Raw genomic sequence first — 15,917 nt, forward strand, 5'->3', positions numbered from 1 at the left:
GGCTTCCCCGGATAATCTCCCTGTCATGTCCCGCCATGTCGCGATCGTGACCGATTCAACGGCTTACCTGCCGCAGGAGGCGATGGAGCGGCATCGCATCACCGCCGTGCCGCTGACGGTGGTGCTCGGAGACCGGGCGCTGGAGGAGGGGACCGAGATCTCGGCCCTGTCGCTCGCGGAGGCCCTGCAGAAGCGCAAGCCCGTGACCACGTCCCGGCCCAGCCCCGAGACCTTCGCGGACGCCTACCGCGCGGCCGCGGCGGAGGGCGCGAGCGGCATCGTCTCGCTGCATCTGTCCGCCGAGATCTCCGGCACCTACGACGCGGCCGTGCTCGCCGCACAGGACGCGCCCGTACCGGTACGGGTGGTGGACAGCGGCATGGTCGCGATGGCGCTCGGCTTCTGCGCACTGGCGGCGGCCGAGACCGCGGAGGGCGGCGGCACGCTGGACGAGGCCGTCGCGGCGGCCCAGAAGCGGGCCGACGGCACCTCCGCCTACTTCTACGTCGACACCCTCGACTACCTGCGCCGCGGCGGCCGCATCGGTGCGGCCCAGGCCCTCCTCGGCTCCGCGCTCGCGGTCAAACCGCTGCTCCAGCTCGACGAGGGCCGGATCGAGCTGCGGGAGAAGGTTCGCACGGCATCCAAGGCCATCGCCCGGCTCGAGGAGATCGTGGTGGAGCGGGCGGGCCGGAGCCCGGTGGACATCGCCGTCCAGCACCTCGCGGCGGGAGAGCGCGCGACCGCCCTCGCCGAGCGGCTGCGGGAGCGGGTGCCGGGGCTCGCGGAGCTGTACGTGAGCGAGGTGGGCGCGGTGATCGGGGCACACACCGGGCCGGGGCTGTTGGGCGCGGTGGTCTCTCCGCGGTAGCGGCCGCTCGTTCGGTAGCGGACTCGCTCGGTGGATGACTCGTTCGGTGGTTGACTCGTTCGGGTGACGGGGTTTTCCACATTCCGCGGGTTATCCCCGGGAATCGGGACTGATCAGCGGGGTCGGGCGAAGGTGCCTACCGTCGGGTGGCATGAGGACACGATCACGCACCGTTACGAACCAGCAGCCGGGTCGCGGCCGCCACCGCCTCGCCGCGCCCCGCCCGGGCGGTCATCCCCGGGCCACCTGCCGTCAGGCCCGCCCCGCGTCACCTCCGCGCAATGCCCGCGCGGCCGCTCTCTTCCCCCTCCCACGCGAGGCGACCGCCCCCGCCGCCCCCACCGCCCTCGGGAGCCGGGCCCCGGCCCCCGGAGCGCCCTCCCCTCGAAGCCCGACCCCGGCCGCCCCCACTCCGGCTCCGGCTGCGGCTCCGACTCCGGCTCCGGCTCCGACTGCGGCTGCGGCCAAGCTCGCGGTGGCTCCCAAGCCCGCGGCGCGCGGTGCCGGTGGCGCGCGGCGACGCGCGCCGCGGTGGGCCGAGCCGGAAAACGTGGACGGTACGACCGTGGCCGTGGCCGTGGCCGAGGCCGAGGACGAGGAGGCGACCGCAGACGGAGGGGGCGGGGAGGAGAAGACCGGCACCGGCGGCGGCCAGGCGCTCCGCCGCCGCGACCGGATGCGGCTGGCGTTGCGCGAACGCCTTCCGCTGTGGATCCAACTGCGCTGCGGCATGGAGTTACGGACCGTCGCCGCGCTGGCGGTCGCCCTCGTCGCCGCGATGGCCTTCGCGGTCCACCACTTCTGGAGCGGCCGCCCGCAGACCGTACGGGCGCCCGAACCCGAACCGGCGCGCGCGGCGGCCCCCAACCCCGGGCCGATGTCCGGACCCACGGCCGGGGCGCGTCCGGTCGCCGGTGCGGCCGGCCGCTCGGTCGTGGTCGATGTGACGGGCAAAGTCCGCCGCCCGGGGCTGCGTCACCTGCCGGCCGGGGCGAGGGTCGCCGACGCGATCAAGGCGGCGGGCGGGGCGCGGCCGGGCGCGGACACGAGCGGACTGAACCGGGCCCGGCCCTTGGTGGACGGGGAGCAGATCGTGGTCGGCGCCCCGGCGCATCAGGCCCCCGCGGGACCCGCCCCCACCGCCCCGGCTGCCGCACCCGCATCCGGCCCCGGCGCACCGGGCGCACCGTCCGGCGGCGTGATCAGCCTCAGCTCGGCGACCGCGGAACAGCTCGACACCCTGCCGGGGGTCGGCCCGGTCCTGGCCCGGCACATCCTCGACTACCGTACCCAGCACGGCGGTTTCCGCTCCATCGATGAACTCCGCGAGGTCAACGGCATCGGCGACCGCCGGTTCGCCGATCTCCGCCCGCTGGTCCAGCCATGACGCCCGTACGGACAGCGCGCCCCCGCGCCGCGGTGCACGCGTCCGCCGCCTCACCGCGCGGGGCGTCCGACCCCCGCCAGGAGGGCCCGGCGGACCTCCGCCTGGTGCCACCCGCGCTGGCCGCCTGGGCCGCGGCGGCGATCGCCCTGGGCGCACCGGGCCGCACGGTGGCCGTGGTCTGCGCGGGAGCCTGCCTGGCGGCGGCCGTTCTGCTGTACCTGACCCGCCGGCGCCGGGCGGCCATGGGGCGGGCCAGGAGGCGGACGGCGGGGGCCGTGGCCGCGGTTCTGCTGTGCGGGGCCACGGCGGGAGCGGTCGCCGCGCTGCACGCGGCGGATGTGCGGTGCGGCCCCGTCCCGGCGCTGGCCGGGGAGTTCGCCGAGGCGACCGTCGAGGTGACGGTCACGGGGGACCCGAGGCTCAGCCGCCCCCGGGTGCGCGGGGCCGCGCTCGCGCCCGTGTCGGTGGTGGTCGAGGCGGAGGCCACCCGGGTCACCGGGCCTGACGGCACGACGACGGACACCCGGGCCCCGGTGCTGGTGACGGTCCGTCCGGAGGCCCGGCAGCGAGCGGCGTGGCTGCGGCTGCTGCCGTCCACGCGGCTGCGGGTGCACGGCCGTCTGGCGCCGCCGCTGCGCGACGGGGACCGTGTCGCGGCGGTGGTGCGCGGAGATGGTGGGCCGCCGCGCGTCATCGGGGCGCCCAGCTCCGTCCAGCGGCTGGCGGGCCGGTTGCGCGCCGGGCTCCGTACGGCGACCGACGGGCTGTCCCCGGACGCGCGGGCGCTGCTTCCGGGGCTGGTCGTGGGGGACACCTCACGGGTTCCGCCGGACCTCGACGAGGCGTTCCGGGCCACGGACATGACGCATCTGCTGGCCGTCTCCGGCAGCAACCTCACCCTGCTGCTGGCGCTGCTGACCGGCCCTCCGCACCTCGCCGCGCGCGCCGAGCGGCGCGGGCTGGCCGCGGCGCTCGGTATGCGGCTCCGCACGACGGCCCTGCTCGGTGGCGGGCTCACGCTCGCCTTCGTGATCGTCTGCCGTCCCGACCCCAGCGTGCTCCGGGCGGCGGCCTGCGGGCTGATCACGCTGCTGGCCATCGGCACCGGGCGCCGTCGCTCCCTGCTCCCGGCCCTGGCCGCCGCGGCCCTCGCGCTGCTGCTGTACGACCCGTGGCTGGCCCGGAGCTATGGGTTCCTGCTCTCCGTCCTGGCCACCGGCGCGCTGCTCACCTTCGCACCGGGGTGGAGCGCCGCCCTGCGGCGCCGTGGGGTGCCGCCCCGTCCGGCGGAGATGCTGGCGGCCGCCGCGGCGGCGCAGGCGGTGTGCGCCCCGGTGATGGTGATGATGGCCGCGCGGGTGAGCCTGGTGGCCACCCCCTGCAATCTGCTCGCCGAGCTGGCGGTCGGACCCGCCATGGTCCTCGGCTCCGCAGCGCTCGCGGTGGCCCCGCTCGCTCTTCCGGTCGCCCGGTGGATCGCCTGGCCCGCGGGCTGGCCTGCCGAGTGGATCGCCGGGGTGGCCCGGACCGGCGCGGGGCTTCCCGGCGCGGAGGCGGGCTGGCCGGGCGGCTGGCCCGGCGGGCTGCTGCTGGCGGCGGTCACCCTGGTCGCCGTCCTCCTGGGGCGCCGCCTGCTGCGCCACCGGTGGCTCTGGGTGGTCTGTGCGCTGCTCCTGCTGCTCGCGGTGGTCCGCCCGGTGCCGCTGACCCGGGTCATCACCGGCTGGCCCCCGCCCGGCTGGCGGATGGTGGCCTGCGATGTGGGCCAGGGAGACGCCCTGGTCCTGGCCGCCGGGCCCGGCACGGCCGTCGTCGTGGACGCCGGGCCCGAGCCACGGGCCGTGGACCGCTGTCTTCGGACGCTGGGTGTGGTCCGCATCCCGCTGCTCGTCCTGACCCACTTCCACGCCGACCATGTGGCGGGGCTGCCCGGGGTGCTGCGCGGCCGCTCGGTGGGGGCGATCGAGACGACCGGCCTGGCGGAGCCGCCCGGCCAGGCCTCGGCCGTGCGGCGCGGGGCCGCGGCGGCGCGGGTGCCCGTGGTGACGGCCTGGCCGGGGGAGCGGCGCCGGTTGGGCCAGCTGTCCTGGGAGGTGCTGTGGCCCGGGCCCGGCATCCCGGGCGCCACCCCGCCCGACGAGGGGCCGAACGACGCGAGTGTGACCCTTCTGGTCCGTACGGCGGGCCTGACCCTGCTGCTCCTCGGCGACCTCGAACCGCCCGCCCAGCAGGCCCTGCTGACGGCGCATCCGGCCCTGCCCCCGGTGGATGTGCTCAAGGTCGCGCACCATGGCTCGGCCTACCAGGACCCGCGGCTGATCCACCGGCTGCACCCGCGTCTCGCCCTCATCTCCTGCGGCGCGGACAACCCGTACGGGCATCCGTCACCCCGCACCGTCGCGGTCCTGAGGGCCCGGGGCGCCGCCGTGCTGCGGACCGACCGGGACGGGCCGATCGCGGTGACCGGCCCACGGCTGGGGGCGGCGGTCGGTGGAAAGAGGAGACGCCCGGTGCGCCGAGTGCCAGTAGGTTCCAGGGGCGCACTCAGTCGGTTCCGAAGGGAAGCTCACTCATGTCGCTCGCACAGTGGAGCAAGGTCGATGACTACTTCAACGGCCTTCTGGCGCCGTCGGATCCGGCCCTGGACGCCGCCGTGGAGCACAGCGCGGCCGCCGGGCTGCCGCCGCATCAGGTGGCGCCCAATCAGGGGAAGCTGCTGCATCTGCTGGCCCGGATCCAGGGCGCGCGCACCGTCCTGGAGATCGGCACCCTCGGTGGGTACAGCACGATCTGGCTGGCCCGGGCGCTGCCCGAGGGCGGGCGGCTGGTCTCCCTGGAGGCCGACCCCCGGTGTGCGGAGGTGGCGCGGGCCAATGTGGAGCGGGCGGGTCTGGGCGGCGTCGTCGAGATCCGCACCGGCAAGGCGCTGGAGTCGCTGCCCCGGCTGTCCGAGGAGGGGCACGGCCCCTTCGATGTGGTCTTCATCGACGCCGACAAGCCCGGCAACCCCGACTACCTGGCCTGGGCGCTGCGGCTCACCCGGCCCGGCAGCCTCATCATCGGGGACAACGTGGTGCGGGACGGGGAGGTGGCCGACCCCGCCAGCACGGATCCCCGCGTCCAGGGCGTACGGCGCTTCACGGAGCTGATCGCGCGGGAGCCGCGGCTGACGGCGACGGCGGTGCAGACGGTCGGCGAGAAGGGGTACGACGGCTTCGCGCTGGCGCTGGTCACCGGGTAGCGGGCGGGGGTGGACGGGTGCGGCCACGGCCGGCTTCAGTCGGTCTCCAGCCAGCCCTCGTACTCCTCGGCGAAGGCGTCCAGCGCGGCCCCGTCCAGCCGCGCGGCCGGGTCCTCCACGACCACCAGCCACTGGGCGTCCTCGGCGTCGTCCTCACCTGCCAGGGCGTCCCGCACCAGCTGGGGCTCCTCCGCGACGCCGAAGCGCCCGGGAAGCGCCTCGGCGACCTCCTCCGCCGCGTCGCGGTCGGGCAGCACCAGCACATGGCGTACGCCGTTCAGTCCTCCATCCATCACCGGAACATTGTCGGCCATGCGCGAGGCCGGGCCGTCGGGAGACCGGGCCGTCGGGAGGCCGGGCCGTCGGGAGGCCGGGCCGTCGGGAGGCCGGGCCGTCGGGAGACCGGGTTGTCGGCGGTCCGTGGGATGCTGGACCGCGATGGCCAGGAAGACGACGACCGACGACCCCCTCGCCCCGGTGACCCTCGCCGTGGGCCAGGAGGACCTGCTGCTCGACCGCGCCGTGCAGCAGGTCGTGGCGGCCGCGCGCGCGGCCGACCCCGACACCGATGTGCGCGACCTCACGCCCGACGCGCTGCAGCCCGGCACCCTCGCCGAGCTGACCAGCCCCTCGCTCTTCGCGGAGCGCAAGGTCGTGGTGGTGCGCAGCGCACAGGATCTGTCGGCCGACACGATCAAGGACGTGAAGGGCTATCTCGGCGCCCCCGCCGAGGAGATCACCCTGGTCCTGCTGCACGCCGGTCAGGCCAAGGGCAAGGGGCTGCTGGACGCCGCCCGCAAGGCCGGGGCGCGCGAGGTGGCGTGCCCGAAGATGACCAAGCCCGCCGACCGGCTGGCGTTCGTCCGGTCGGAGTTCCGCACCAGCGGCCGGTCCGCGACGCCGGAGGCATGCCAGGCGCTGGTGGACGCCATCGGAAGCGATCTGCGCGAGCTCGCCAGCGCGGTGTCCCAGCTCGCCGCCGATGTCGAGGGCACGATCGACGAGGCCGTCGTCGGCCGCTACTACACGGGCCGCGCCGAGGCGTCCAGCTTCACCGTCGCCGACCGCGCCGTCGAGGGGCGGGCGGCCGAGGCGCTGGAGGCGCTGCGCTGGGCCATGGCCACCGGAGTGGCTCCGGTGCTGATCACCAGCGCCCTGGCCCAGGGCGTCCGCGCCATCGGCAAGCTCGCCTCCGCCCCGCGCGGAGCCCGCCCCGGTGATCTGGCCCGTGAGCTGGGCATGCCGCCCTGGAAGATCGACCGGGTGCGGCAGCAGATGCGCGGCTGGTCGGCGGACGGGGTGTCGATCGCGCTGCGCGCGGTCGCCGAGGCCGACGCGGGCGTCAAGGGCGGCGGCGACGACCCGGAATACGCCCTGGAGAAGGCCGTCGTCACCATCGCCCGTGCCGCCCGCGCGGGCCGTTCCTAGCGTTTCCGGCCAGCGGTCCCCGGCCCTACTCCTTCAACTTCGCCAGGGTCGCCCGGGCGCTCTTCTCGAGCATCTCGGTGGCCTCCGACGACGACATGGCGTCGGCGCTCGATGAGCTGGATACGTACTCCGACCACGTCGACTGGTAGGTCGTCCAGCCCTCCCGCACGCCGAGGATCACATACGCCCCGGTGTCGCTGCTGCTGGTGCTCTGCTGGGTGACGACGTACGCCTCGTCGCCGAGGCCGTCCACCTCGCTCACCTTGTAGGTGTAGCTGGAGGTCTTCTGGTCCTCGTACTGCCGGTACTGGGCCTCGAACTCGGGCTCCGGGTCGGACTTCCGGTGCAGACCGGCCGTCGTGGAGAGCCACGCCGAGGAGTAGTCGCCGCTCGACGCGTCGCTCGGCTCGAAGTCGATTTGGCAGGTCATCGAGTCCAGGGCCGGGTCCCGGGTGGAGCTGTGCCGCGGATTCGTCGATCCGCTGGAGTCCTTCTGCTCGTACCCGGCGTCCTCGATGGCCTTGAGATCGGTCGAGGAGCACAGATTGCCGGTGTAGCCGTAGCCCGCGAGGTCGGCCTTCGGCTCGCCGCCGAACCCTCCGGTCGCGAACACGACGCCCGCCCAGACCGCCGAGGCGGCCACGGCCCCGCCGAGCGCCCACAGCCAGCCCTTCCCGCCTCCGCTCCCGTTCCCGCCACCGCCGCCGGGCGGTACCGGAGCGGGCGCGCCGTACGCCCCGTAACCACCGCCCACCTGTACGCCCGGCATCGTCGGCTGCGCGTACGCCGGGGCGTGCGGCGGCGGCTGCGGCGGCTGCCCGTAGGAGCCGGACGGCGGCTGGGGCTGAGGGTTCTGCTGTGGCGGGAGCGGCGGCTGAGGTGGCTGCGGCGGCCCGTACGGATTGGGTGTCTCCCCCGGTATCGACATGACGTGAACATACCCGAAGAAACACCGAAATCCCCCCGCTGCGCAGGGGGATCCGGATACAGCAATGCCCCCGGAGTGGGCCCGGGGGCATTGAACGTAGCGTGGCGTACTACGAAGGCTGTCCGTGATCCGAGGTAGAGGGCTCGGATGTTCCCCACGGTGGGGTGGGGGCGACGGATCGCCCCGGTGGGTCACCCGTACGGGCGGCCCGGAAGCGTCAGCCCTTGAGGGCGGCGAGCTGCTGCGCGAGCGCCGACTTCTTGTTGGCGGCGTTGTTCTTGTGGAGCACACCCTTGCTGACGGCCTTGTCGAGCTTGCGCGCGGCGGTCCGGGCGGCGGCGGTGGCCTTCTCGGCGTCACCGGCGGCCACGGCCTCGCGGGTCCGGCGGATGGCGGTCTTCAGCTCGGACTTGACGGCCTTGTTGCGCTGGCGCGCCTTCTCGTTCGTCTTGTTCCGCTTGATCTGGGACTTGATGTTCGCCACGTAAAGAGCCTTCGCAGGTTCGTTGGTTTTCGCTGTCTGTCGTGCGTTCGTGCCCCGCGCGAGAGGGTCGCGTAAGACACAGTCCGCCAGATTACCAGCAGCGCTGGTGGCCTCCCAAACCCGGAAGCGGTCGCCGTTCATGGGACCATGGAGAAACTGAGAACACCGAGTCCCGCCTAGACACAGGACGCTGCGTGCCCGCGACCCCTACCAATGTGCCGGAGCCGAGCCGTACCGACCCGGCTCTGATCCGTAACTTCTGCATCATCGCGCACATCGACCACGGCAAGTCGACGCTTGCCGACCGCATGCTTCAGCTGACCGGTGTGGTCGAGCAGCGACAGATGCGCGCGCAGTACCTCGACCGCATGGACATCGAGCGTGAGCGCGGCATCACGATCAAGTCCCAGGCGGTCCGGCTGCCCTGGGCGCTGACCGAGGAGCAGGGGAAGCCGGAGCCGGTCACCCATGTGCTCAACATGATCGACACCCCTGGCCACGTGGACTTCACCTATGAGGTCTCGCGGTCGCTGGCGGCCTGCGAGGGATGCATCCTGCTGGTCGACGCGGCCCAGGGCATCGAGGCCCAGACCCTCGCCAACCTCTATCTGGCGATGGAGCACGACCTCACGATCATCCCGGTCCTCAACAAGATCGACCTCCCGGCCGCCCAGCCCGAGAAGTACGCCGCCGAGCTGGCGCATCTGATCGGCTGCGACACCTCCGACGTGCTCAAGGTCTCCGCCAAGACCGGCGAGGGCGTGGACGAGCTGCTGGACACGGTGGTGCGGCTGGTCCCGCCGCCGGTCGGGGTCAAGGACGCGCCCGCCCGCGCGATGATCTTCGACTCCGTCTATGACGCGTACCGCGGTGTCGTGACGTACGTGAAGGTCGTGGACGGCACGCTCAGCAAGCGTGAGCGCATCAGGATGATGTCCACCGGCGCCGCCCACGAGCTGCTGGAGATCGGCACCAACTCACCCGAGATGACGGTCTGCGACGGGCTGTCCGTGGGCGAGGTGGGCTATCTGATCACCGGTGTGAAGGACGTCCGCCAGTCCAAGGTCGGCGATACGATCACCCAGTTCACCAAGGGTGCCGAGGAGCCGCTGGGCGGCTACAAGGACCCCAAGCCGATGGTGTTCTCGGGCCTGTATCCGCTGGACGGCTCGGACTATCCGGTGCTGCGCGAGGCCCTGGACAAGCTCCAGCTCAACGACGCCGCGCTGGTCTACGAGCCGGAGACCTCCGCCGCCCTCGGCTTCGGCTTCCGGGTCGGCTTCCTCGGGCTGCTGCACCTGGAGGTCATCCGTGAGCGCCTGGAGCGCGAGTTCAACCTCGACCTGATCGCCACCGCGCCCAACGTGATCTACCGGGTGGACATGGAGGACGGCGCCGTGCACACGGTGACCAACCCCAGCGAGTTCCCCGTGGGCAAGGTCGACAAGGTGCACGAGCCGGTCGTCCGGGGCACGATCCTCGCCCCCAGCGAGTTCATCGGCGCGATCATGGAGCTGTGCCAGAACCGCCGGGGCGTGCTGCTCGGCATGGACTACCTCTCCGAGGACCGGGTCGAGATCCGCTACACGCTCCCGCTCGCCGAGGTCGTCTTCGACTTCTTCGACCAGCTGAAGTCCAAGACCCGCGGCTATGCCTCGCTCGACTACGAGCCCACCGGCGAGCAGGCCTCCGACCTGGTCAAGGTCGACATCCTGCTGCACGGCGACAAGGTCGACGCCTTCTCCGCGATCACCCACAAGGACAAGGCGTACGCGTACGGCGTGCGGCTGGTCGCCAAGCTGCGCGAGCTGATCCCGCGGCAGAGCTTCGAGGTGCCGATCCAGGCCGCCATCGGCTCCCGGGTCATCGCCCGCGAGACCGTCCGGGCCATCCGCAAGGACGTCCTCGCCAAGTGCTACGGCGGTGACATCTCCCGTAAGCGGAAGCTGCTGGAGAAGCAGAAGGAGGGCAAGAAGCGGATGAAGATGGTCGGCAGCGTGGAGGTGCCGCAGGAGGCCTTCATCGCGGTGCTGTCCTCCGACGAGGGCGGCGACAGCAAGGGGAAGAAGTAAGTTTGATCGGCGGGCCCGGTGCGCAGGAGGCGCCGGGCCCGTTGTCGTGTGACGCTCGATGTCTGAACGCGCCCCTCATTTGAACTACGTGGCCCGGAACCCCTTACGCAGTACGGTTTCGGCCCTTACGCTGATCGCCACGCGAAGGTTACTCGCGAGTCACCAAGCACTGAGGCGGGCCCCGGAGGATGCCGTGACCGACACCCAGAATCTGCTCCAGAACCGGCCGCCGTCCCTGGCGACGCACTTCCTCCAGCGCGTCGAGGCGACACCGGACCGGGAGGCGTACCGCTATCCCGTGCCGCCCGCCTCCGGCCGGGGTCCCGACGAGTGGCGCCCGCTGACCTGGCGCGAAAGCGCGGACCGGGTCTTCGCCATCGCCGCCGGACTGATCGCCCTCGGCGTCCGCCCCGAGGAGCGGGTGGCGCTCGCCTCCTCGACCCGCGTCGAATGGATCCTCGGCGATCTCGGCGTGCTGTGCGCGGGCGCGGCGACCACCACGGTCTACCCGAGCACCAACGCCGAGGAGACCGCCTTCATCCTCGCCGACTCCGGCAGCCGGGTCCTGATCGCCGAGGACGGCGCCCAGCTCGCCAAGGTCCGCGAGAAGCGCGACGAGCTGCCCGATCTCGCCCATGTGGTGGTGATCGAGGCCGAGGACGCGACGCCCGCCGGGGACGACCCGGAGGGCTGGGTGATGTCCCTCGCCGAGCTGGAGAAGCGCGGTGCGGCGCATCTGGACGAGCGGCCCGACGCCGTACGGGAGCGGACCGACGCACTGCGCGCCGATCAGCTGGCGACGCTCATCTACACCTCCGGTACGACCGGCCGCCCCAAGGGCGTACGGCTGGCGCATGACTCCTGGTCCTACATGGCCATCGCGATCGGTACCCAGGAGGGCCTGCTCTACCCCGACGACATGCAGTACCTGTGGCTGCCGCTCGCGCATGTCTTCGGAAAGGTGCTGACGGCGGGGCAGATCTACGTCGGACACACCACCGCGGTGGACGGCCGGGTCGACAAGATCATCGAGAATCTTCCGGTGGTCCGGCCCACCTACATGTGCGGGGTGCCGCGGATCTTCGAGAAGGTCTACAACGGGGTGGCGCAGAAGGCCCGCGAGGGCGGCGCCGCCAAGTACAAGATCTTCCAGTGGGCGGCCGGGGTCGCCCGCGACTACGCCAAGATCTCCCAGGACAACTTCCGCCGCACCGGCACCCCGTCCGTGCCGTTCGGCCTCAAGGCCCAGCACGCCGCCGCCGACAAGCTCGTCTACGCCAAGCTGCGCGAGGCGTTCGGCGGGCGGCTGCGCGCCGCCGTGTCCGGGTCGGCCGCGCTGGCCCCCGACATCGGCTACTTCTTCGCGGGCGCCGGGATCAACATCCTGGAGGGGTACGGGCTCACCGAGTCCAGCGCCGCCAGCTTCCTCAACCCGCCGGACTACCGCACCGGTACGGTCGGCAAGGCGTTCCCCGGCCTGGAGGTGCGGTTCGCCGACGACGGCGAGGTGCTGCTGCGCGGCCCCGGCATCATGCAGGGCTACCACGGGCTGCCCGAGCTGACCGCGCAGGTGCTGGAGTCCGACGGCTGGTTCCACACCGGCGACATCGGGGAGCTGTCGCCCGACGGCTATCTGCGGATCACCGACCGCAAGAAGGACCTGATCAAGACCTCGGGCGGGAAGTACGTCGCCCCGGCGGAGGTCGAGGGCCAGTTCAAGGCGGTGTGCCCGTTCGTCTCCAACATCCTGGTGCACGGCTCCGACCGCAACTACTGCACCGCGCTGATCGCCCTCGACGAACCGACCATCATGGGCTGGGCGGAGGAGAACGGTCTGGCGGGGAAGTCCTACGCCGAGGTCGTGGACACCGAGGCGGTGCGGGAGTTGATCGACGGCTATGTGCGGCGGCTCAACGAGGGGCTGCAACGGTGGCAGACGATCAAGAAGTTCCGGCTGCTGCCGCGTGATCTGGACGTGGAGCACGGCGAGCTGACGCCGAGTCTGAAGATGAAGCGTCCGGTGGTGGAACGGGAGTACAAGGCCCTGATCGAGGACATGTACGCCGGTACCCGCGAGGCCTGATGAGCGTCCCCGACGGCAGCCTCTGACGGAGGTCCCACCCCGAATCCGGCCCGGGAGTCCCTTACCGGAACCGGCCTGGCGTACGCACGATTTTTCCCCTCAACACAGTTAACTTGCGTGACTCGGTGCATATAAGTGCGGTCCGTCTGTCACTCTGTCCGTGCCGGACACGGCGCATATGACGGAGCTTCTCAGGAGCCGCACAGTGGGGACGTCATCTTCCACCCCGTCTGCATCCGCAGGCGGGGTGGCTCTGCCGGTCGGGGGATTCGGCCCCGTCCGTACCAGCGCCTCGGCCCGCGCGAGCCTGCCCTGCAGCCCGCTCGCGGCCTCCGCGGCACGCCGGTTCGTGCGTGCCGCGCTCGCCGAGTGGATCGCGCTCGACGTACCGGCCGCGGACCGGATCACCGACCGGGTCGCGGACGAGGCCGTCCTGCTGGTGAGCGAACTGGTCACCAACGCCGTGGTGCACGCGGGCACCGCGGTCGAGGTGTGCTGCGCGCTCGATGTGTCGAGCCACGAGGGCGAACCGCCCTCCCTCATCGTGGAGGTGACCGACCACCACCCCACCCGGGTGCTGCGCGGCGATCCGCCGCCCGACGGGGACGGCGCGGAGTGCGCCGGCGGCCACGGGCTGCGGCTCGTGGCCGAGATCGCCGAAGCGTGGGGGACGACGTACCGGCGGGCGAGCAAGACCGTGTGGTTCCAGGTGTCCGTCTCGGCCGCCGCCGAACCGCCGGTGCCCGAGGAGCCCGCAGCCGGGGACCTCGCGCCCCAGTGGGCCTCGCGCGGGACCGAGATCGTCGCCCCCGCGCCCCGCCGGACGCCCGCCCGCCGCGCCGATCCGGAGTGGACCCGGCACGGGGCGCTGTCCTTCCTCGCCGAGGCGTCCGACCTGCTCGCCGGGCAGTTCGACGAGGAGATGGTCACCTCCCTCGCCGGACAGCTGCTCGTGCCCCGGCTCGCCGACTGGTGCGCGATCTGGCTCGACACCGGCAGCGGGCCGCCGCGGCTGGCCCGGGTCTGGCACGCCAGCGAGAGCCGCATGGAGGGGCTGCGGCAGGTGCTGGAGAAGGAACCGCCCCAGCTGCCCGCCACCGCGCGCGGCGGGGCGCTGGACTGGCCGTGGCCGGCCGACCCCGCGGCGTACGGGCCCGGCGGCGCGGCGCTCGCCTGCCGGCTGATCGCGGGCGGGCGCGCGCTGGGCACGCTGCTGCTCGGGCGGGCCGGACTTGTCCGCATGCCGGACGAAGTGGTCGGCCTGATCGAGGACTTCACGCGCCGCGTCGCGCTCGCCCTCGCCTCCGCCCGGCGCTACACCCGCCAGGCCACCATCAGCCGGGTGCTCCAGCGCGGGCTGCTGCCGTCCGGCATCGCCCGGATCCCCGGCGTCGAGTCGGCCGTGGTGTACGAGCCGACCGGCGACATCTCGGCCGGAGGCGACTTCTACGACGTCTTCCCGGCCGGCGACGGGCGCTGGTGCTTCGTGCTCGGCGACGTCTGCGGAAACGGTCCTGAAGCGGCCGTGGTGACCGGCCTGGTGCGGCCCTGGCTGCGGCTGCTGGCCCGCGAGGGCTACGGCGTGGGGGAGGTCCTCGACCGCCTCAACCAGCTGCTGGGCGAGGAGGCCGTCGGCGAGGCCGTCGAGGCGGCCGGTGGCGCCGACCCGGGCGGCGCGGGCCTGCCGCCGGGCGGCGGCTCGGCGCGGTTCCTGTCGGTCCTGTACGGCGAGCTGGTGCCGCTGCGCCAGGGCAGCGGGGGAGTGGTGCGGTGCACGCTGGCGAGCGCGGGCCATCCGCTGCCGCTGCTCCTCCAGCCCGATGGAACGGTACGAACCGTCGCCGTGCCGCAGATACTCCTCGGCGTGGTGGACGAGGCCGCGTACGAGAGTGAAACGTTCGATCTGGCGCCCGGCGAGACGCTGCTGTGCGTGACGGACGGCGTGACCGAGCACCGCTCCGGCAGCCGCCAGTTCGACGACGAGGACGGCCTCGCGGCGGTGCTCGCGGGCTGCGCCGGGATGAGCGCGCGGGAGGTCGCCGAGCGGGTGCGGCGGGCGGTGGACGAGTTCGCGGTGGAGCCGCCGGACGACGACCTGGCGATGCTGGTGCTCAGGGCGCTGTAGGACGCCTGGCGGAGGCGCGCCGCGGCATGGCGGACAATGGGGCGTATGCCTTCCGTACTGCCCGACGGCGACCCCATGCCCCAGGACGGCGCGCTGCCCCCCGGCGCGCTGGCCGGCGCGGCAGGGCGGCCGCTGGGGTTCTATCTGCACGTGCCCTACTGCGCCACCCGCTGCGGGTACTGCGACTTCAACACGTACACCGCCGCCGAGCTGCGCGGTTCCGGCGGGGTGCTCGCCTCCCGGGACAACTACGCCGAGCAGGTCGCAGAGGAGGTGCGGCTCGCGCGGAAGGTGCTGGGGGACGATCCGCGGCCGGTCGAGACCGTGTTCGTCGGCGGCGGCACGCCCACGCTGCTCGCGGCCGAGGACCTCGGGCGGATGCTCGGGGCCGTCCGGGACGAGTTCGGCCTCGCGGACGGCGCCGAGATCACGACCGAGGCCAATCCGGAATCGGTCGATCCGCGGTATCTGGAGGCGCTGCGGGAGGCCGGGTTCAACCGGGTGTCGTTCGGGATGCAGAGCGCCCGGCAGCACGTCCTCAAGGTGCTGGACCGCACCCACACCCCCGGGCGCCCCGAGGCCTGCGTCGCGGAGGCCCGGGCCGCCGGGTTCGACCATGTGAACCTGGACCTGATCTACGGAACCCCCGGCGAGAGCGACGACGACTGGCGGGCCTCCCTGGAGGCGGCGCTCGGCGCGGGCCCGGACCATGTGTCGGCGTACGCGCTGATCGTCGAGGAGGGCACCCAGCTGGCGCGCCGGATCCGGCGCGGCGAGGTGCCGATGACCGACGACGACGCGCACGCGGACCGGTATCTGATCGCCGAGGAGACGCTGTCGGCGGCGGGCTTCGCCTGGTACGAGGTCTCCAACTGGGCGACCTCGCCCGAGGGCCGGTGCCGCCACAACGAGCTGTACTGGCGCGGCGCCGACTGGTGGGGCGCCGGGCCCGGCGCGCACAGCCACGTCGGCGGGGTGCGGTGGTGGAACGTCAAGCACCCCGGCGCGTACGCCCAGGCGATCGGCGAGGGCCGCTCACCGGGCGCCGGGCGGGAGCTGCTGTCCGACGAGGAGCGCCGGGTGGAGCGGATCCTGCTGGAGCTGCGGCTGGCCGAGGGGTGCCCGCTGGAGCTGCTGCGCCCGGCCGGCGCGGCGGCCGCGGCGCGGGCGCTGGAGGACGGCCTGCTGGAGCCGGAGCCCTACCGGCAGGGCCGGGCCGTGCTGACGCTCAGGGGCCGTCTGCTGGCCGACGCGGTCGTACGGGACGTGGTGGACTGACGCTGGTGGATCGAAAGGCG

The 15,917-nt window shown here is 73.2% G+C and carries 11 protein-coding genes and 1 pseudogene; 9 read left to right on the top strand and 3 right to left on the bottom strand.

Annotation, left to right across the window (positions count from 1 at the left end; genetic code table 11):
- Window positions 1-25: 25 nt before the first annotated feature.
- From ACFZCY_RS33170 to ACFZCY_RS33185, 4 genes and pseudogenes are all read left to right on the top strand, one after another.
- Window positions 26-871: a DegV family protein gene (locus ACFZCY_RS33170; RefSeq protein WP_391181616.1), complete on the top strand. Its 846-nt coding sequence runs from the start codon at window positions 26-28 to the stop codon at window positions 869-871.
- A gap of 550 nt (window positions 872-1,421) precedes the next feature.
- Complete coding sequence (locus ACFZCY_RS33175; RefSeq protein WP_391181619.1) at window positions 1,422-2,258, top strand: helix-hairpin-helix domain-containing protein; 837 nt, start codon at window positions 1,422-1,424, stop codon at window positions 2,256-2,258.
- Window positions 2,255-4,756: pseudogene (locus tag ACFZCY_RS33180) on the top strand (ComEC/Rec2 family competence protein); the annotation flags it as partial. The gene ACFZCY_RS33175 and the pseudogene ACFZCY_RS33180, both read left to right, overlap by 4 nt.
- A 74-nt stretch (window positions 4,757-4,830) precedes the next feature.
- Window positions 4,831-5,499 carry a class I SAM-dependent methyltransferase gene (locus tag ACFZCY_RS33185; protein WP_391181779.1) on the top strand — a complete coding sequence of 223 codons (669 nt, stop codon included), beginning with the start codon at window positions 4,831-4,833 and terminating at the stop codon, window positions 5,497-5,499.
- Window positions 5,500-5,534: 35 nt separating this feature from the next.
- On the opposite strand, the gene ACFZCY_RS33190 is transcribed toward ACFZCY_RS33185, so the two are convergent.
- Window positions 5,535-5,780 (bottom strand): hypothetical protein, encoded by a 246-nt coding sequence (locus ACFZCY_RS33190; RefSeq protein WP_391181782.1) that lies wholly within the window; start codon window positions 5,778-5,780, stop codon window positions 5,535-5,537.
- A 157-nt stretch (window positions 5,781-5,937) separates the two neighbouring features.
- Here ACFZCY_RS33190 and holA point away from each other — a divergent pair, with 157 nt between their 5' ends.
- Window positions 5,938-6,927, top strand: coding sequence for a DNA polymerase III subunit delta (gene holA, locus ACFZCY_RS33195; protein ID WP_391181622.1), 990 nt, complete (start codon window positions 5,938-5,940; stop codon window positions 6,925-6,927).
- 25 nt (window positions 6,928-6,952) lie between these two features.
- Here holA and ACFZCY_RS33200 read toward each other — a convergent pair whose 3' ends face one another.
- Entirely contained in the window at window positions 6,953-7,855 is a 903-nt protein-coding gene (locus tag ACFZCY_RS33200) for a hypothetical protein (protein WP_391181625.1), read from the bottom strand.
- Window positions 7,856-8,072: 217 nt separating this feature from the next.
- On the bottom strand, window positions 8,073-8,339 hold the full coding sequence (gene rpsT / locus ACFZCY_RS33205) for a 30S ribosomal protein S20 (RefSeq protein ID WP_391181628.1): 267 nt from the start codon (window positions 8,337-8,339) through the stop codon (window positions 8,073-8,075).
- A gap of 194 nt (window positions 8,340-8,533) precedes the next feature.
- Here rpsT and lepA point away from each other — a divergent pair, with 194 nt between their 5' ends.
- The 4 genes from lepA (at window position 8,534) to hemW (ending at window position 15,897) form a co-directional block, all read left to right on the top strand.
- Window positions 8,534-10,411, top strand: coding sequence for a translation elongation factor 4 (gene lepA / locus ACFZCY_RS33210; RefSeq protein ID WP_391181631.1), 1,878 nt, complete (start codon window positions 8,534-8,536; stop codon window positions 10,409-10,411).
- A 193-nt stretch (window positions 10,412-10,604) separates the two neighbouring features.
- Entirely contained in the window at window positions 10,605-12,494 is a 1,890-nt protein-coding gene (locus ACFZCY_RS33215) for an AMP-binding protein (RefSeq protein ID WP_391181634.1), read from the top strand.
- A gap of 178 nt (window positions 12,495-12,672) precedes the next feature.
- Window positions 12,673-14,619 carry a SpoIIE family protein phosphatase gene (locus tag ACFZCY_RS33220; protein WP_391181638.1) on the top strand — a complete coding sequence of 649 codons (1,947 nt, stop codon included), beginning with the start codon at window positions 12,673-12,675 and terminating at the stop codon, window positions 14,617-14,619.
- Window positions 14,620-14,664: 45 nt separating this feature from the next.
- The gene (gene hemW / locus ACFZCY_RS33225) at window positions 14,665-15,897 is read left to right on the top strand and encodes a radical SAM family heme chaperone HemW (RefSeq protein WP_391181641.1); all 1,233 of its coding nucleotides are present in this window, start codon (window positions 14,665-14,667) and stop codon (window positions 15,895-15,897) included.
- Window positions 15,898-15,917 lie beyond the last annotated feature (20 nt).

This window comes from Streptomyces sp. NPDC007983 (assembly GCF_042958345.1).
Classification (GTDB): domain Bacteria; phylum Actinomycetota; class Actinomycetes; order Streptomycetales; family Streptomycetaceae; genus Streptomyces.